Annotated in this window: 15 protein-coding genes; 6 read left to right on the plus strand and 9 right to left on the minus strand. The window is 70.0% G+C overall.

Going from position 1 to position 16,491, the window contains the following annotated elements; translation table 11 throughout:
* Positions 1–23 precede the first annotated feature (23 nt).
* From glcE to pcsA, 3 genes are all read left to right on the plus strand, one after another.
* On the plus strand, positions 24–1,277 hold the full coding sequence (gene glcE / locus H0B54_RS13865; protein WP_188260797.1) for a glycolate oxidase subunit GlcE: 1,254 nt from the start codon (positions 24–26) through the stop codon (positions 1,275–1,277).
* A gap of 7 nt (positions 1,278–1,284) precedes the next feature.
* Complete coding sequence (glcF, locus tag H0B54_RS13870; RefSeq protein WP_188260798.1) at positions 1,285–2,631, plus strand: glycolate oxidase subunit GlcF; 1,347 nt, start codon at positions 1,285–1,287, stop codon at positions 2,629–2,631.
* Positions 2,632–2,712: 81 nt separating this feature from the next.
* Positions 2,713–3,474 (plus strand): phosphatidylcholine synthase, encoded by a 762-nt coding sequence (pcsA, locus tag H0B54_RS13875; protein ID WP_343068938.1) that lies wholly within the window; start codon positions 2,713–2,715, stop codon positions 3,472–3,474.
* Between the two features lie 6 nt (positions 3,475–3,480).
* Here the strand turns inward: pcsA and H0B54_RS13880 are convergent, their stop codons facing one another.
* From H0B54_RS13880 to H0B54_RS13895, 4 genes are all read right to left on the minus strand, one after another.
* Positions 3,481–3,756: a hypothetical protein gene (locus tag H0B54_RS13880; RefSeq protein ID WP_188260799.1), complete on the minus strand. Its 276-nt coding sequence runs from the start codon at positions 3,754–3,756 to the stop codon at positions 3,481–3,483.
* Positions 3,757–3,824: 68 nt separating this feature from the next.
* Entirely contained in the window at positions 3,825–4,262 is a 438-nt protein-coding gene (locus H0B54_RS13885; protein ID WP_188260800.1) for a hypothetical protein, read from the minus strand.
* Positions 4,259–4,501 carry a hypothetical protein gene (locus H0B54_RS13890; protein WP_188260801.1) on the minus strand — a complete coding sequence of 81 codons (243 nt, stop codon included), beginning with the start codon at positions 4,499–4,501 and terminating at the stop codon, positions 4,259–4,261. The genes H0B54_RS13885 and H0B54_RS13890 overlap by 4 nt, the downstream gene beginning before the upstream one ends.
* A gap of 136 nt (positions 4,502–4,637) precedes the next feature.
* The gene (locus H0B54_RS13895; RefSeq protein ID WP_188260802.1) at positions 4,638–6,437 is read right to left on the minus strand and encodes an acyl-CoA dehydrogenase; all 1,800 of its coding nucleotides are present in this window, start codon (positions 6,435–6,437) and stop codon (positions 4,638–4,640) included.
* A 225-nt stretch (positions 6,438–6,662) separates the two neighbouring features.
* Here H0B54_RS13895 and H0B54_RS13900 point away from each other — a divergent pair, with 225 nt between their 5' ends.
* Entirely contained in the window at positions 6,663–7,691 is a 1,029-nt protein-coding gene (locus tag H0B54_RS13900) for a lysozyme family protein (RefSeq protein ID WP_188260803.1), read from the plus strand.
* Positions 7,692–7,707: 16 nt separating this feature from the next.
* Here the strand turns inward: H0B54_RS13900 and H0B54_RS13905 are convergent, their stop codons facing one another.
* The 3 genes from H0B54_RS13905 to H0B54_RS13915 form a co-directional block, all read right to left on the minus strand.
* Entirely contained in the window at positions 7,708–8,373 is a 666-nt protein-coding gene (locus H0B54_RS13905) for a hypothetical protein (protein WP_188260804.1), read from the minus strand.
* Positions 8,374–8,474: 101 nt separating this feature from the next.
* The gene (locus tag H0B54_RS13910) at positions 8,475–9,911 is read right to left on the minus strand and encodes an FAD-binding oxidoreductase (RefSeq protein WP_188260805.1); all 1,437 of its coding nucleotides are present in this window, start codon (positions 9,909–9,911) and stop codon (positions 8,475–8,477) included.
* Positions 9,912–10,101: 190 nt separating this feature from the next.
* Positions 10,102–11,073, minus strand: coding sequence for an L-threonylcarbamoyladenylate synthase (locus H0B54_RS13915; protein ID WP_188260806.1), 972 nt, complete (start codon positions 11,071–11,073; stop codon positions 10,102–10,104).
* Between the two features lie 111 nt (positions 11,074–11,184).
* Between H0B54_RS13915 and parA the strand changes: the two genes are divergently transcribed.
* Entirely contained in the window at positions 11,185–11,832 is a 648-nt protein-coding gene (gene parA, locus H0B54_RS13920) for a ParA family partition ATPase (RefSeq protein ID WP_188260807.1), read from the plus strand.
* A gap of 39 nt (positions 11,833–11,871) precedes the next feature.
* Positions 11,872–12,867: a glycosyltransferase family 61 protein gene (locus H0B54_RS13925; RefSeq protein ID WP_188260808.1), complete on the plus strand. Its 996-nt coding sequence runs from the start codon at positions 11,872–11,874 to the stop codon at positions 12,865–12,867.
* Between the two features lie 39 nt (positions 12,868–12,906).
* Here the strand turns inward: H0B54_RS13925 and bcp are convergent, their stop codons facing one another.
* Positions 12,907–13,407, minus strand: coding sequence for a thioredoxin-dependent thiol peroxidase (bcp, locus tag H0B54_RS13930; protein WP_188260809.1), 501 nt, complete (start codon positions 13,405–13,407; stop codon positions 12,907–12,909).
* A complete protein-coding gene (locus H0B54_RS13935; protein ID WP_188260810.1) occupies positions 13,404–16,412 on the minus strand; it encodes a bifunctional [glutamine synthetase] adenylyltransferase/[glutamine synthetase]-adenylyl-L-tyrosine phosphorylase in 3,009 nt (1,002 codons plus the stop codon). The genes bcp and H0B54_RS13935 overlap by 4 nt, the downstream gene beginning before the upstream one ends.
* Positions 16,413–16,491: the final 79 nt, after the last annotated feature.

The following is a 16,491-nucleotide window of genomic DNA, read 5'->3' on the forward strand; positions in this document are numbered from 1 at the left end:
GCCCCCATTCTGAGGCCACCCGCATGACCGTGACCACCGTCAAGCCCGACTCGGCAGCCCAGGCCGCCGACGCCGTGCGCTGGGCCTTATCGGAAGGAACGCCGCTGGACGTCGCCGGTTCTGGGTCCAAGCGCGGCCTCGGGCGTCCGATCCAGACCGCCTACACGCTGGACCTCTCCGGCCTGTCCGGAGTCGTCGCCTACGAGGCGGAGGAACTGGTGCTGACCGCCAAGGCCGGCACCCCGATGGCCGAAATCCTGCCGATGCTGGCGGAGCGCCGGCAGCAGCTCGCCTTTGAGCCGCAGGACCTCGGGCCGCTGTTCGGACAGCCGGAGGGGCAGGGGACGCTGGGCGGGGTGGTGGCCAGCGGGATGGCCGGGCCAAGGCGCATCAGCGCCGGCTCCGCCCGCGACCACACGCTGGGCATCGAGGGGGTGAACGGGCGCGGCGACCTCTACAAGGGCGGCGGCAAGGTGGTGAAGAACGTCACCGGCTACGACGTGCCCAAGCTGATGGCCGGGTCCTTCGGCACGCTGACCGCGCTGACCGAGCTGACCGTGAAGGTGCTGCCGGCGCCGGAGGATTGCCGGACGCTGCTGCTGGCCGGGCGCGAGGATGCCGGGGCCGTCGCGGCGCTGACCGCGGCGTTGCAGAGTCCCTATGACGTGTCCGGTGCCGCCCATCTGCCGGCCGCGGTGGCAGCGCGGTCGCAGGTGCGGGCGGTCGCCGCGGTGGGCGGGGCGGTCACGCTGGTGCGGGTGGAGGGCTTCGGCCCGTCCGTCACCGCCCGCGTCGCCGCGCTGAAGGAGGAGCTTGGCGCCGACGCCGTGCTGGACCGGGACGAGTCGCTGGCGGTGTGGAGGGAGATTCGGGACGTGGCGTATTTTTGCCCTGCCACCTCCCCGGCGTCAGCGGAAGAGGGCCGGGGTGGAGACCAGGATTCGCGCCACGTCTGGAAAATCTCCGTCCAGCCCTCCGAAGGGCCGCGCGTGGCGGAGTCGATCCGCTGGGCGCTGGACGCGGAGCTGTATTTCGACTGGGGCGGCGGGCTGCTCTGGGCGGCGGTGGCGCCAACCCCCGATACCGCCGTGGCGATCCGCGGCGCGCTTGGCACCGCCGGCCACGCGACTCTGGTGCGTGCGCCCGAGGACGTGCGGACCACGGCGGAGGTGTTCCACCCCCTGCCTGACCCGGTGATGGCGCTGAGCCGCCGGGTGAAGGAGAGCTTCGATCCCTGCGGCATCCTGAACCCCGGCCGCATGTACGCGGGAGTGTAAGGCATCCATGCAGACGAACTTCACGCTCACCCAGCTCGCCAACGCCGATTACCGGGATTCCGAGGCGATCCTGCGCAAATGCGTCCATTGCGGCTTCTGCACGGCGACCTGTCCGACCTACGTCCTGCTGGGCGACGAGTTGGACAGCCCGCGTGGCCGCATCTACCAGATCAAGGACATGCTGGAGAAGGGCGGGCCGCCCACCGAGCATCAGGTGAAGCACATCGACCGCTGCCTCTCCTGCCTGTCCTGCATGACGACCTGCCCGTCGGGCGTCAATTACATGCATCTGGTCGATCACGCCCGTGCCCATGTCGAGGCGACCCACGCCCGCCCGCCCGCCGACCGCGCCATCCGCGACCTGCTGGCCCGCGTGCTGCCCAACCCGCGGCTCTTTCGTCTGGCCCTGATCGCCGCCTGGTTCGGCAAGCCCTTCGCCGGGCTGTTGCCGGGGCGGCTGGGCGCGCTGCTGGCGCTGGCTCCGAAGACGGTGCCGGGGCCGAGCCACAGCGACCGTCCAGGGACCCATCCGGCGGTCGGGCCGCGCCGCAAGCGCGCCGCCCTGCTCGTCGGCTGCGCCCAGCAGGTGCTGGCCCCGCAGATCAACGAGGCGACCATCCGCCTGCTGAACCGCCAGGGGGTCGAGGTGGTGGTGGCCAAGGGGGCCGACTGTTGCGGCGCCCTGACCCATCACATGGGCAAGACCGATCTCAGCGACGCCTCGGCGCGGAAGACCATCGACGCCTGGATCGCCGAGATGGACGGGGAGGGGCTGGACGCCATCATCATCAACGCCTCGGGCTGCGGCACCACGGTGAAGGACTACGCCTACCAGTTCCGCGAGGACGCGGAGTATGCGCCCAAGGCGTTGCGCGTGGCGGCCATCGCCCGCGACGTGACGGAGTTCCTGGCGGAGGTCGGACTGTCCGCCCCAGTGATCGAGACGGGGCAGGCCATCGCCTACCACTCCGCCTGCTCGATGCAGCACGGCCAGCGCATCAAGGACCCGCCGCGTCATCTGCTGCGCGGCGCCGGCTTCCAGGTGAAGGAGATCCCGGAGGCGCACATCTGCTGCGGCTCCGCCGGCACCTACAACATGCTCCAGCCGGAGATCGCCGTGCAGTTGCGCGACCGCAAGGTCCGCAACATCGAAAGCACGAAGGCCGCCGCCATCGCCGCCGGCAACCTCGGCTGCATCACCCAGATCGCCACGGGGACCGGGCTGCCCGTCGTCCATACGGTGGAGCTGCTCGACTGGGCGACCGGCGGCCCGAAACCCGACGCGCTGCGGGACAGCCCGGCCTTCGCTGGCCCCGCCCAGGCGCCGGGTGCTGCGGCTCGCGCGGCGGAGTAGGCTGGAAGAGGGACCACCGACCCGCTTGGACTTTTCGCGCCGTATGGCTAGGTTGGCGCCAACGGGACGAAGAGGCATCCAGTGGACACCGGTTTGAAGGAAGGCGGTTTCAAGGCCGACAGCCACCGTCGCGACGGCGGTTACGGGATCGTGCGACGGCTGTCGGCCTGGGGCGTGCACGCCTTCACGGGCAGCGGCGTGGTGCTGGGGCTGCTGGCGCTGCTCGCCGCGGTCAACGGCGAGGCCAAGGCGTGCCTGGGCTGGCTGGGGCTGGCGCTGGTGGTCGACGGGGTCGACGGCACGCTGGCCCGCCGCGCCTCTGTGAAGGAGGTGCTTCCGGGCATCGACGGGTCGGCGCTGGACCTCGTGATCGACTATCTGACCTACGTCGTCGTCCCGGCGGTCTTCATGTACCGCTTCGGCCTGCTTCCCGACGGGCTGGGCGTCGCGCTGGCCGCCTTCATCATGATGACCTCGCTCTACTGCTTCTCGAACACCGGGATGAAGAGCGGCGACTATTATTTCGTCGGCTTCCCGGCGATCTGGAACGTGGTCGCGCTCTATCTGTGGATTCTGGCGCTCGACCCATGGATCAACACGGCCGTGGTGCTGGTCCTCGGCCTGCTGACCTTCACGACGGTCAAATTCCTGCATCCCTTCCGGGTGCGCCGCTGGATGCGCCTGAATCTTCTGGTCAGCGGCGCCTGGCTGGCCTCCAGCGCGGCGCTGGTGGTCCTGTATCCGGACCGCCCCGACGCCGTCTGGTATGTCTGGCTGGCCAGCAGCGCCTACTACGCCGCGATCTGCGCGTGGCGGACGCTGCGCGGGCCGGCGAACGCGTAGGACGCGTCAGGGCTTCTCGGGAGCGGTCTCCCGGTTGATGTCGTCCTTGGCGTCGCGGGCCTTTTGCTGGATGGCCGCGCCGGCGTCCTGCATCATGCGGCCGGCCTCGGCGCCGATGCCCTTGGCGGCCTCGCCCACGCGCTCGGCGGTCTGGTCCACCGCGCGCCCGATCTCCTGGCCGGTCTTCTCCGCCGACTGCTGGTCGTCGCAGGCGGCCAGCAGCGGCAGGGCCAGCAGCGGCAGGGCAAGGACGGCGGTGCGAATCCCGTTACGATGAGCCATGGACTGGTCTCCACAGTTGATCCATGGAGGCGTAACGGTTCACGGTGGCGGTTGGTGCCCGCCCTCCATCAAAAGCGGTAGGAGGCGGTGATGGAGACCACCGGCCAGAAGCGGGCGGCACGGATCGAATCCTCCACCTCGCGGCGCTGGTCCTCCAGCACGGCGGCGATGACCGGCGTGGTCGCCACGCCGGGGGCGGTCAGGCTGACGCGCGGCTTGCCCTGGAACAGCACGCCGAGATCCACGCCGACGCTGAAATTCGGGCTGAACACCGTGCCGTTGTAGCCGACGCCGGCATAGGGGGCGAAACGGTCGAACTTGGCCTCGCCGTCAAGTTGGCCGGCCTGCTGCGGCGTGACCACCACCCCGCCGAAACTGCGCGGGCCGGACAGGGTGCCGGTCAGGTCGGCCTTGTTGTAATTGATCCGCGCGCCGCCGCTGATGCGGAACCCGGTGCCGGCGACCGGATAGACGTCCAGCACCGCGCCGAAGCTGCGCAGCTTCACATCCAGGTCGTAATCGACGCCGGAGATGCCGCGGTCGGTGCTGAGGTGAACATGTTGCCGCCCAGGCGCAGCCCGAACATCGGATTCACCCGGTAGCCGGCCTCCAGCCCCAGACCCAGCGTGCTGGCCTGCGCGCCGACGTGGAAGGGGGACTCGGCCGGACCGTCCATGGTCTGGGCGGTGGCGGCGGAGGCTCCGGCAGCAGCGAGGGTGAAGGCGAGAAGGGCGGCGGTGCGCATGCGGCGTTTCCCCTTTGAGACGTCTCGATCGAATGGGGAACGCGGATTAACCGCAAAGGTTGCGGCCGGCGTTGGGCGCCGGCCGCGTTTCAGCTTGCTGTGGCCGAACCGCCATAGTGATGGGGCATGACCTTGCTTAGAACTGCTCCTCGCTCAGCGCCATGACCGTGCGGTGGGCGGTCAGGATCGGCAGCAGCAGGCCCGGCCCCTGGGCCAGGATTTGCTCGGCGTAGAAGCGGGCGGTGACCAGCTTGGCCTCCAGGAAGGGGGCGTTGGCGCCGGGCTGGCGCAGCCCCTCCAGCGCCTTGGCGGCGGAGCGGGCGAGCATCCAGCCGCCGGCCACCGTGCCCCACAGCTTCAGATAGTTCACGGCCCCCGCCGCGGCGGCGCGCAGGTCGCCGTCGGCCTGCGTCTTGACCACCCAGGCCACCGCCTGCTCCAGCGCGTCCAGACCGGCGGACAGGTTGGTGCGGATCGCCTCCATGTCGTCGCCGGGGACGCTCTCCAGCTCCGCCACCGTGGCGCGCATCTCCGCGATGAAGGTCCGGGCCGACTCGCCGCCGTCGCGGCCGGTCTTGCGGAAGGTCAGATCGTTGGCGTGGATGCCGTTGGTGCCCTCGTAGATCGGGGTGATGCGGGCGTCGCGGTAATGCTGGGCGGCGCCGGTCTCCTCGATGAAGCCCATACCGCCGTGGATCTGCACGCCGGTGGAGGCGACGTCGCAGCCGATGTCGGTGCTCCACGCCTTCACGATGGGGGTCAGGATGTCGACGCGGGCGGTGGCGGCGGCGCGTACCGCGGCGTCCTCGTGGTGGCGGGACACGTCGAGCTGGGTGCCGGCGTAGAGCGCCAGCGCGCGGGCGGCCTCCGTCTTGGCGCGCATGTCCAGCAGCATCCGGCGCACGTCCGGGTGGCGGATGATGGCGACGCCGGAGCCCTTCGGGTCGGCCAGATCCTTGCTCTGCACGCGGCCCTTGGCGTAGTCGCGGGCCTGCTGGTAGGCGCGCTCGGCGATCGCCACGCCTTGGATGCCGACGCCGAGGCGGGCGTTGTTCATCATGGTGAACATGTATTCGATGCCGCGGTTCTCCTGGCCGACCAGGAAGCCGGTGGCGCCGCCGTCGTCGCCGAAGGCCATGACCGCGGTGGGGCTGGCCATGATGCCCAGCTTGTGCTCCAGGCTGGCGCAGCGCAGGTCGTTGCGCGCGCCCGGCGTGCCGTCCGCGTTCGGCAGGAACTTCGGCACGATGAACAGGCTGATGCCCTTGATGCCCGGAGGCGCGTCGGGCAGGCGGGCCAGCACCAGATGGACGATGTTGTCCGTCAGGTCATGCTCGCCGTAGGTGATGAAGATCTTCTGACCGGTGATGCGGTAGGTCCCGTCCTCCGCCCGCACCGCGCGGGTGCGCACGGCGGCGAGGTCGGAGCCGGCCTGCGGCTCCGTCAGGTTCATGGTGCCGTTCCACTCGCCGGCGATCATCTTCGGCAGATAGAGCGCCTTCTGCTCCGCGCTGGCGTGCTCGGTCAGCAGGTCGACGGCGCCCTGGGTCAGCAGAGGGCACAGGCCGAAGGACAGGTTGGCCGCCTGCCACATCTCGTTCACCGCGAAGGCCACGGTCCAGGGCAGGCCCTGTCCGCCATACTCCGGCTCGAAGGGAAGGCTGTTCCAGCCGCTCTCGATGAACTGGCTGTAGGCGTCCTTCCAGCCGGTCGGCGTGCGGACCACGCCGTTCTCCAGCACCGAGCCTTCCTTGTCGCCGACCCGGTTCAGCGGGGCGAGAACGCCGGAGGCGAACTTGCCGGCTTCCTCCAGCACGGCGTCGACCAGATCGGGGGCCGCCGAATCGCAGTTCGGAAGCGCGGCGACCGTTTCGAGGCCGACCACCTCGTTCAGGACAAAGCGGAGGTCATCGACCGGAGCGGTGTAGGGAATCATGGATGGAGCGGCCTCCCGTGACCCGGTTGTGCGTGAATGCTTCTTGGGCGTTTACGTGCGCGTCACCATACCGTACCGAATGGTGCATGGCGAGCCTCGCCGTCGGGCATGAATATTGGCATCTGGGTTGCGGTGCGAACAGCGCGCCTGCGACGCAGGAGAGGGCGCCGGACTTGGCATCGCGGTTGCAAGAGTGGGGCAGCACCGCTCACAGGGGTTCCTCCCATGACCATCGCCGCCGCCCTTGCCCGTCAGGCCGAATCTGCCGTCCAGGCCGCGAAGACCACCCGCGGGCCGGAAAATGTCGAGGCGGCGGTCCGCAACGCCAGCGCCAAGACCGGGGTCGATTTTTCCTACCTCATGGAAAAAGCTGCCGTGGAGAGCGGGTACCGGACGGACGTGAAGTCCTCCTCCTCCTCGGCGACCGGGCTCTACCAGTTCATCGACAGCACGTGGCTGGCGACGATGCGCGACCATGGGGCGGACCACGGCTATGCCAAATACGCCAACGCGATCCAGACGCGCGGCGACGGACGCCCCTACGTCACCGATCCCGACCTGAAGCGCGAGATCCTGGACCTGCGCAAGGACCCCAACGCCTCGGCCCTGATGGCCGCGGAATACACCCGCGACAACAAGGAGTATCTGGAGGACACGGTCAAAGGGAAGGTCGGCTCCACCGAACTCTACATGGCGCATTTCCTGGGGGCGGGCGGAGCGTCGAAGTTCCTGAACGCCATGCAGGACAACCCCAACCGCGCCGCCAAGGAGCTTTTCCCCGACGCCGCCTCGGCCAACAAGGCGGTGTTCTTCGACAAGGACACCGGGCGGGCCAAGTCGCTGAAGGACATCTACGACCGCTTCGCGACGAAATTCGCGGAGACGCCCAACGCCGACTTCGCGCCGGCCCAGACCGCCATCGACCGGGTGCGCCGCCAGGACATGCCGGACGGTTTCACGACCCAGGTGCCCAGCATGCCGCAGAAGGCCCTGAACGGCACGCCGCTGTCGATCTACCACGTGCTGGCCCTGAACGCGCTGGAGACGCCGGACGAGGTGGACAGCATTTCCGGCAAGCCCGCCCGCGGCCGCCGCCAGGACGGCGAGGACAAGGACAACCGCCGCATGCGCGACCAGCCGGTCCGTACGGATCAGAACGAGCACACCGGGCTGGGCCTCGGGCTGGGCCTGTCCAAGGTGGTCGGGCAAGGGACCGTCGCCGGTACGACGGAAACGACCGCGACCGCCGCCTGAGCGGCGGAACGCCAGGCTACACGTTCTTGAGGCGATCGCGGGCTTCCGCCGCGATGGCCGCGAAGACCCGGCGGTCGCCGGGCAGCAGCGCGTCGGCGGTCAGCCGGCGGTGCGGCTCGAACCGCAACCCCGCCCGGTGCGCCGCCGCGGCGCTTCCCCAGAAGGCCGGCGGCTGGTAGCGCAGGCCCGCCGCATGGCGCGGCTCGCGCAGCCGCACCTCCCGCAGCACGTTGGTCAGGTCGAAATCGATCAGGAACCGCCGCCCGCCGGGGCCGGTCAGGCGAATCCAGGCGTGGAACGGGAAGGATTCCGCCTCCTGCCGCCGTTGGGCCGGATCGGGGGGACGAACGTCGGCGGCCGCCGCCGGATAGCCGAGCCAGCGCGCCCGGCCATGGGCAACGGACTTGCGGAACGCCACGCGGCCCAGCGCGACCTCGGCCCGCCCGTGGCCCAGAGCCTCCAGCAGAATCGCCCCGGCGAAGGCATAGTACTGGCAGCCGCCCAGCCGGTGGGTGTGGACCAGCTCGCGGTGCAGTGGGTGGGCGGTCACGGCTTCATGCACCGCACGGCGGATGCGCTCCCGCTCCGGCGGCAGGGCGCCTGTGGTGGAGGTGCCGGGCACCGGCGCCGTCTCGGCCTCGCCCAGCATCAGGCGCATCCACGCCGACATCGCGAGAAGCATCGCCGCCTCCGTTCCGCGGTTACCGACCGACTCCCTACGAACAGGCCGGAACCGCGAAAGGTCGCACGGGGCAGGCAGGGCACCTCTTAGAGCAGCGCCCCTTACGGCAGCATCTTGCCGGGGTTCAGCAGGCCCTTGGGGTCGAGCGCCGCCTTCATGGCGCGCAGCAGGTCGAACTCGACCGGGCTCTTGATGACCGGCATCTCGTCCTTCTTGAAGCGGCCCACGCCATGCTCGGCGGAAATGGAACCGTCCAGGTCGAAGATGACCTCGTTCACGACGTGGCAGATCTCGTCCCAGCGGGCGAGGTAGGCGGCGGTGTCGGCGCCCTCCGGCTGGCTGAGGTTGAAGTGGATGTTGCCGTCGCCGACATGGCCGAAGGGGGTCGGGCGGATGCCGGGGCAAGCCGCGGCCACGGCGGCCTCGGCGCGCTCGATGAACTCGGCGACGCGCGACACCGGGACCGACACGTCGTTCTTGATCGAGCCGCCCTCGAACTTCTGCGCCTCGACGATGGCCTCACGGATGAACCAGAGCTGGTTGGCCTGGGTCTCCGACTGGGCGATGGTGGCATCGGTGGCCAGTTCCGCCTCGAAGGCCTCACCCAGCGCCGCCTCGACCGTCTCGCGGAAGGCGTCGGACTGGGTGCCGGCGGTCAGCTCGGTCAGCACGTACCAGGGCGACGGCTCCGACAGCGGGTCGATGGTGCCGGCGACATGGCGAAGCGCGAACTCCAGGCAGCGGCGCGACATCAGCTCGAAGGCGGCCACGGCGTCGCCCGACGCTTCGCGCAGGCGGGCCAGAAGTTCGATAGCGGCGGCGGGGCTGGGCACGGCGATGAAGGCCGTCTCCGCCTGGCGCGGGCGCGGGTAGAGCTTCAGCACCGCGGCGGTGACGATGCCCAGCGTGCCCTCCGCCCCGATGAACAGGTGCTTCAGGTCGTAACCGGTGTTGTTCTTGCGAAGGCTGCGCAGGCCGTTCCAGACGCGCCCGTCGGCCAGCACGACCTCCAACCCCAGCACGAGGTCGCGCATGTTGCCGTAGCGCAGCACGTTGATACCGCCGGCGTTGGTGGAGATCAGCCCGCCGATCTGGCAGGTGCCCTCCGCCCCCAGGCTCATCGGCAGCAGGCGGTCCTTGTCCTTCGCGGCCTCCTGCGCGGTCTTCAGCACGACGCCGGCCTCCACCGTCATGGTGTAGTTCAGCGTGTCGATGCCGCGGATTTTGTTCATCCGCGACAGGCTGATGACGATCTCGCGCCCTTCCTCGTAGGGAATGGAGCCGCCGACGAGGCTGGTGTTGCCACCCTGCGGGACGACCGGAATGCCGGCCTCCGCGCAGATCTTCACCACCGCCGCGACCTCCTCGGTGTTGGCCGGGCGGACCACCGCCGGGCTGTTGCCCTTGAAACGCCCGCGCCATTCCGACAGGTAGGGGGCCATATCCTCCGGCGCGGTGAGAAGGCCGTTCGGGCCGACGACGGCGCGGATCTGGTCAAGGACGGCGGCGAGGCTGGCGGCAGGGCTGGCGGCGGTCATGGGCGGACGGTCCGGGGGCTGGAGAGAGCATTGCCCCCACCCCGACCCTCCCCCGCTGTCGCAGGGGAGGGGGCTTTCTGTCCCTCTCCCGCGCAAGCGGGGGAGGGAGGGACCCGCGAAGCGGGAGGGTGGGGGCTCGTTGCGAGACTCTTATCGCCTCGCCGTCCGTTTTTCCACTACCCCCGATCCATCACCCCCGCGGGGCGGCGGCCCGCCGCAGCCGGTCGTTGATGGCCACGCCCAGCCCCTCGTCCGGGATCGGCATCACCGCGATGGCGCGGGCGCCCTCCTGGTCGAGTGCGCGGAGATGGGCGAACAGGTTCGCCGCCGCCTCGTTCAGGTCCCCCTGGAGGCTCAGGTTCAGCCGGGCCTTGCCGCCGCGGATGAAGCGGTCGGGGCCGAAGGTCAGGAACGCCTCGTCCTCCTCGGCGCTCGTGGCGTTCAGCCGCACCGGGGCGTTGGGGGCGTAGTGGCTTTCCAGCTGGCCGGGCGACTTGGGGGCGTCCGGGTTGCCGGCGGAAAGCTGGATGGGGCCGATCAGCCGCTCGATCTCCTCGCGCAGCACCGCGCCGGGGCGCAGCAGCACCGGCGTCTCGCCGGTCAGGTCGAGGACGGTGGACTCCACCCCGACCTGGCACTTCCCGCCGGCCACCACCATGCTCACCCGGTCGCCCAGGCTTTCGATGACGTGGTGGGGGGCGGTCGGGCTGACCGCGCCGGAGCGGTTGGCGCTGGGTGCTGCGATCGGCTTGCCGGCGGCCTTGAGCAGCGCCTGCGCCACCGGGTGGGCGGGCACGCGCACCGCCACGCTGTCCAGCCCGGCGGACACCAGCAGCGACAGCCCGGCCTCGGCGCGGCGGGGCAGCACCAGGGTCAGCGGGCCGGGCCAGAACTGGTGGGCCAGCTCCACCGCGCGCTCGTCGAGCACGGCGATGGCCTCGGCCGACTCCAGGTCGGGCACATGGGCGATCAGCGGGTTGAACTGCGGGCGGCCCTTGGCGGCGAAGATCGCGGCCACGGCCCGGTCGTCGGTGGCGTCGCCGCCGAGGCCGTAGACGGTCTCGGTCGGGAAGGCGACCAGTTCGCCGCTGCGCAGGGCCTCGCCGGCGCGGGCAAGGCCGGCGGGCGTGGCGGGGATGATGTCGGGATGCTTGTCGGTCACGGGACGATTTGTAAAGCGTCGGGGGATGAAGTCAATTCGCGCGGTTGCGCCGGCTCGGTCCAAGCCTTATGACGGGTGTGCGCGATAAACAACCAAATGATGGGTGTGGGCATGGCGGGCAAGGTCTTCACCGTGGCTCAGCAGAAGGGCGGGGCCGGCAAGACCACGCTGGTGGCCCATCTCGCCATCGCCTGGATGCAACTCGGGCGCTCGGTCGCCACGGTGGACATCGACCCGCAGGGCAGCCTGACCCGCTGGCAGGCGGTGCGGGCGGAGGCCACGGGCGGGGAGCCCGGCTTCAGCCACGTCCAGATCAACGGCTGGCGCACCCAGACCGAGGTCGAGAAGCTGGCCCGCGACCACGACATCGTGCTGATCGACAGCCCGCCCCACGCCCAGACGGAAGCCCGCATCGCCGTGCGCGCCGCCAGCCTCGTCATCGCCCCGGTGCAGCCCAGCCCGATGGACCTGTGGGCGGTGCAGCCGACGCTGGACCTCGCCGCGCAGGAGAAGCGCCGCCTGCTGCTGGTGCTGAACCGCGTGCCGCCGCGCGCCCGCATCGCCGACGAGCTGATCGCGCGGGTGCGCGACCTCGTGAACCCGCCGGCGGTGGACATCGCGGAGTCGCAGATCGGCAACCGCACCGCCTATGCCGGGACCCTGCTGTCCGGCCTGTCGGTGACCGAGGCGGCGCGCAAGACCCAGGCGGCGGCGGAGATGCAGGCGCTGGCCGAGGAGATCCTGACCCGCGCCGGCTGAGTCCGGGACGCTTGCACCGGCACCGGCATGGGGGGTTGCATGGACGGCACGATACAGAGCGTCGATCTGGTCGAGCATCTGACGGCCAACCCGCATCTCGGCCACCTCCTGCGGGGCAGCGACGGCAACCCGGTCGCGGCCGTCTTCGACCGCTGCGTTCTGAACAACCACCTGATGTTCCCGGTGACGCCGGATCTGCGCTGCTTCCGGCCGCATTTCGGCATGTTTCATGAGATGGCCTACGGGATGGTGGGGCAGCCCCCCTCGCCGGTCTTCCTGAAGGCGCTTGCCCAGCCCGAGCCGCCCGGCAAATATCTGGCGATGGGCGGCAACGACAATTATTTCCATTGGTGCCTGGATTCCCTGCCGCGTCTGGTCTTCGGCGCGATCGCCCCGGACGGCGCGGAGCGGCGGGTCATCATGGACGGCGCTCCCAACCCGTGGCAGGCGGCCTCGCTGCGCCTCTTCATGGCCGGGCTGAAGCTCGACACGCTGGACCTGCACGTCAGCCGCAGCGATTGGAGCGGTTATCCCGATTGCCTCGTGCCGCTTCCGTTGCGGTCGCAGGCGGTGGCGATCTGGAATGTGGTGCTGAACCACGCCCGCGACGTCCTGCCGGCGCCGAGCGGGGCGAAGCGGCTGTTCGTCCTGCGGAGGAACACCACAAAGCGCTTCGCCGTGAACCAGGACGAGGTGGCGGAGGCGTTGAGGCCGCTTGGTTTCCTCGCCGTCGATCCGGGAAGCCTCACCTTCGAGGAACAGATGGCCCTGTTCAGCGGCGCGGAACTGATCGTCGGCTGCCACGGCGCGGCCTTGACCAACATCCTGTTCGCTCCGGCGGGCGCCACCCTGATTGAGCTTCGTGGCCGCGTTCTGCAGCCCTTCTTCGGGAATCTCGCCGCCCAGCGGGGGATGCGCTATCGCGATCTCGCCTGCATCGAACAGCCCGACAGTCATCCCAACATCATCGAGCGGGACTACGTCGTTCCGCTCGATGGCCTGCACGACCTCCTCGCCGGGGTCGGCGTCCGCTGACGCGGCGGGGGATGATGCCCCCACCGCATTCCGGAACGATCACAGCGCCTGCAGCGCCTTCAGCACCGCGGCGACATGGCCGGTGACCTTTACCTTGCGCCAGACGTTGCGGACGATGCCGTCCTTGTCGATCAGGAAGGTCGCGCGTTCCAGCCCCATGTACTTGCGGCCGTACATGCTCTTCTCGACCCAGACGCCGTAGGCCTCGGCGACGCCGGTCTCCTTGTCGGAGGCTAGGGTGAAGGGCAGATCGTACTTCGCCTTGAACTTGTCGTGGCTGGCCACGCTGTCCTTGGACACGCCGATGATGACGGCGTCCAGCCCGCTGAAGTCCGGGATCTGGTCACGGAAGCCGCAGGCCTCCGACGTGCAGCCGGAGGTGTCGTCCTTCGGGTAGAAATACAGGATCACCGGCTTGCCCCGCAGGGCGGACAGCGTGACGCTGCCGCCGCCGTCGGTCGGCATGGTGAAGTCCGGGGCGGGGGTGCCGGCCTCGATGGCGGGCGCTTGGGTCTCACTAGCGTTGGTGGCTTCGCTCATGGGAGTTTGGCTTCTTCGTTGGTCTCTGGGGGAGGCAGCCTTGACGCCGGCTCCTCGACCAGCGCCACGAAATGGCGGTGGGCGCGGGCGGCGATGTCCCGGATTCTGCTGTCGAGCGCGGCGAAGTCAACCGCCGGCTCCTCGTCCGGAAAGGCGGCGCGGGACAGCCCCTCCCGCAGCGTCGGGGACACCTGCCGCGGATCGAGCACGCCGTCGGTGGTCAGCCGCAGGAAGCCCTGCACCCGGCGCCACAGCTTCAGCGTCGCCACCAGCTCCTCGGCCACCTCCGGCGCCAGCAGTCCGGCCGCGGCGGCGTTGAGCAGGGCGCGGCTGGTGGCGATGGACAGGATCTCCGGATGCGCGTGGCCGTGGCGGAGCTGAAGATACTGGGCGGTGAACTCGATGTCGATCAGGCCGCCGCGGGCGTATTTGACGTTCCACGGGTTGGTGGTGCCGAACTCCTTGTCGATGCGGCGGCGCATGTCGGCGACGTCCCACAGCGCCTTGGCCGGGTCGCGCGGGCCGGTCAGAACGCCGCGGATGGCCGACTCGACCTTGCGGGCCAGCGCCGGATCGCCGCCGATGACGCGGGCGCGGGTCAGGGCCATGTGCTCCCACGTCCAGGCGTCCTTGGTCTGATAGGCGGTGAAGGCGTCCAGCGCGGTGGCGAGCGGCCCGGCATTGCCCGACGGGCGCAGCCGCATGTCCACCTCGTACAGCCGTCCGTCGGCCATCGGGGCGGTGATGGCGTTGGTCAGACGCTGCGTCAGCTTGATGTAATACTCGTTGGGGGCCAGCGGCTTGGTCCCGTCCGACTGGCGGGTGCCCGGCGGCACCTCGTAGACCACGATCAGGTCGATGTCGGAGGTGATGGTGAGCTGCCGGCTGCCCAGCTTGCCCATCGCCACCACCACCCAGGCGCCGCCGGGGATGCGGCCGTGGCGGGCGGCGAACTCCTCCTCCACGCGGGCGGCCAGCTCCGGCACCACCACGTCGGCCAGATCGGCGAGGAAGGGGCCGCAGCGGTCGCCGTCGGTGATGCCGCGCAGGATGTGCGCCCCGGCGCGGAAGCGCTGGTCGTTGGTCCAGCGCCGCGACAGGGTCAGCACATCCTCGAAATTGTGCGCCCCGGCGATGAAGCGCCGGTACTCCGGCGTCAGCCCCTCGGCGTCCGGCAGCGGGTCGAAGAAGTCGGGCGACAGCACGGCGTCGAGCAGCGACGGGTTGCGCGACAGCGTCTCGGCCAACTGCGGCGCCGTGCCCATGATCTCCGCCACCAGAGCCAGCAGCCAGGGGTTGGCGATGAACAGCGAGAACAGCCCGACCCCCGCCGGCAGCCGCTCCAGGAAGCTGTCGAACTTGACCAGCGCGTCGTCCGGGGCAGGGGTCTTCGCCAGCTCGTTCAGCATGGCCGGCACCAGCTCGGTCAGCAGTTCCCGCGCGCGGCCCGAGCGGGTGGAGCGGTAGCGCCCGCGGTGCCAGGTGGAGACCACGGCGATGACCCGGCTGGGGTCGCGGTAGCCCATGCCGGCCAGCGTCTTCACCGTTCCTGGGTCGTCGTCGGTGCCGGTGAAAACGAGGTTGCCGGGGCCGGACAGCGACGGCGCCTCCTCGAACAGCTCGGCGTAGCGGTCCTCCACCCGGCCGAGCTGGGCCAGCAGGTCCGCACGGAAGTCCTCAACCTGAACGTAACCGAGGAAGGTCGCCAGATGCGCCACCCCCTCGTCGTCGGCCGGGATCTGGTGGGTCTGGCGGTCGTCGGTCATCTGGATGCGGTGCTCGACCCGGCGCAGGAAACGGTAGGCCTCCTCCAGTTCCTCCACCGCCGCCTCCGGCACGCGGCCGATGGCGCAGAGCGCCTTATTCGCCAGCAGGGTGGGGGCGATGCGCACGCGGATGTCGCGCCCGCCGAAAATGAGCTGCTGGGTCTGGGCGAAGAACTCGATCTCGCGGATTCCGCCGCGGCCGACCTTGATGTCGTGGCCGTTCACCGTCACTTCACGATGGCCCTTGTGGGCGTTGATCTGACGCTTGATGGAATGGATGTCCTGGATGGCCGCGAAGTCGAGGTGGCGCCGCCACACGAACGGTTCGAGGAAACGCAGGAAATGCGCCCCCGCTTCCGGATCGCCGGCGATGGGGCGGGCCTTGATCATGGCCGCGCGTTCCCAGTTCTGCCCGACGCTGCCGTAATAAATTTCGGCCGCCGAGACGGACACCGCGAGCGGCGTGGCCCCGGGATCGGGGCGCAGCCGCAGATCTGTACGGAAGACGTAGCCGTCCTTGGTCCGTTCATCCATAATGCGGACAAGATCGCGCGCGATACGAATGAACGTGCGGGCGAGGTTGTCCGGCTGGGGCGTTTGCACGACGGCGTCGTCGTACAGGACGATCAGGTCGATATCGCTGGAATAGTTGAGTTCGCGCGCACCAAGTTTGCCCATGCCAAGCACGATCAGGCCCGACCCGACCCATGGCCGCTGCGGTTCCGGCAGCGTCAGCGTCCCCGCCTCCGCGGCGCGGCGCAGGAGGTGGTTCGCCGCCATCCGCACCGACGTCTCGGCGATGTCGGACAGCGCGCCGGTGACGGCCTCCAGTTCCCACGCACCGGTGATGTCGGCGATCGCGATCAGCAGCGCCGCCCGCCGCTTGGCGACGCGCAGGGCGGTCATCAGCCGGTCGATGTTGCGCTCCTCCGCGCAGTCCGCCTCCAGCCGGCGCAGCAGCGCCGCGAAGGTGTCGCCGTACCCCTGCGTGACCATCTCGCGGACGAAGGGCAACTCGCGCGTCAGGATCTGGCCGAGATACGGGCTGTTGCCGCACACCGCGTCGATCAGCGCCCGGCCCTCAGCCGAATCGGCGTACGCCTCGGCCCAGGCGCGCAGGGCGTCGCCGCCGGTATCGTCGCCGACGCTGTCCGCGGCGTTCGCCGCCTCGGCGCGCCAGCGCTCCAAGCCGCGTTCGGCCAGGGCGGTGTCGAAGGGTTTCGGCAGCGTGGTGGTCATGGTCGCGGCTATCCCTGCACAAGAACTGAGCAGGAAGGTGCGCGGTCGCGAGGGTTCGGTCAACTGTGACAACACGCGG

It is taken from the genome of Azospirillum tabaci, from assembly GCF_014596085.1.
GTDB classification, from domain to species: Bacteria; Pseudomonadota; Alphaproteobacteria; order Azospirillales; family Azospirillaceae; genus Azospirillum; species Azospirillum tabaci.

Excerpts from the sequence above, each read along its gene's own strand:
- H0B54_RS13880 (WP_188260799.1), bottom strand. The coding sequence starts at position 3,756 with ATGGCTCATCGTAACGGGATTCGCACCGCCGTCCTTGCCCTGCCGCTG.
- H0B54_RS13935 (WP_188260810.1), bottom strand. The coding sequence starts at position 16,412 with ATGACCACCACGCTGCCGAAACCCTTCGACACCGCCCTGGCCGAACGC.
- H0B54_RS13910 (WP_188260805.1), bottom strand. The coding sequence starts at position 9,911 with ATGACCGCCGCCAGCCCTGCCGCCAGCCTCGCCGCCGTCCTTGACCAG.
- H0B54_RS13890 (WP_188260801.1), bottom strand. The coding sequence starts at position 4,501 with ATGCGCACCGCCGCCCTTCTCGCCTTCACCCTCGCTGCTGCCGGAGCC.
- H0B54_RS13895 (WP_188260802.1), bottom strand. The coding sequence starts at position 6,437 with ATGATTCCCTACACCGCTCCGGTCGATGACCTCCGCTTTGTCCTGAAC.
- H0B54_RS13925 (WP_188260808.1), top strand. The coding sequence starts at position 11,872 with ATGGACGGCACGATACAGAGCGTCGATCTGGTCGAGCATCTGACGGCC.
- glcF (WP_188260798.1), top strand. The coding sequence starts at position 1,285 with ATGCAGACGAACTTCACGCTCACCCAGCTCGCCAACGCCGATTACCGG.
- glcE (WP_188260797.1), top strand. The coding sequence starts at position 24 with ATGACCGTGACCACCGTCAAGCCCGACTCGGCAGCCCAGGCCGCCGAC.
- H0B54_RS13900 (WP_188260803.1), top strand. The coding sequence starts at position 6,663 with ATGACCATCGCCGCCGCCCTTGCCCGTCAGGCCGAATCTGCCGTCCAG.
- parA (WP_188260807.1), top strand. The coding sequence starts at position 11,185 with ATGGCGGGCAAGGTCTTCACCGTGGCTCAGCAGAAGGGCGGGGCCGGC.
- bcp (WP_188260809.1), bottom strand. The coding sequence starts at position 13,407 with ATGAGCGAAGCCACCAACGCTAGTGAGACCCAAGCGCCCGCCATCGAG.
- H0B54_RS13905 (WP_188260804.1), bottom strand. The coding sequence starts at position 8,373 with ATGCTTCTCGCGATGTCGGCGTGGATGCGCCTGATGCTGGGCGAGGCC.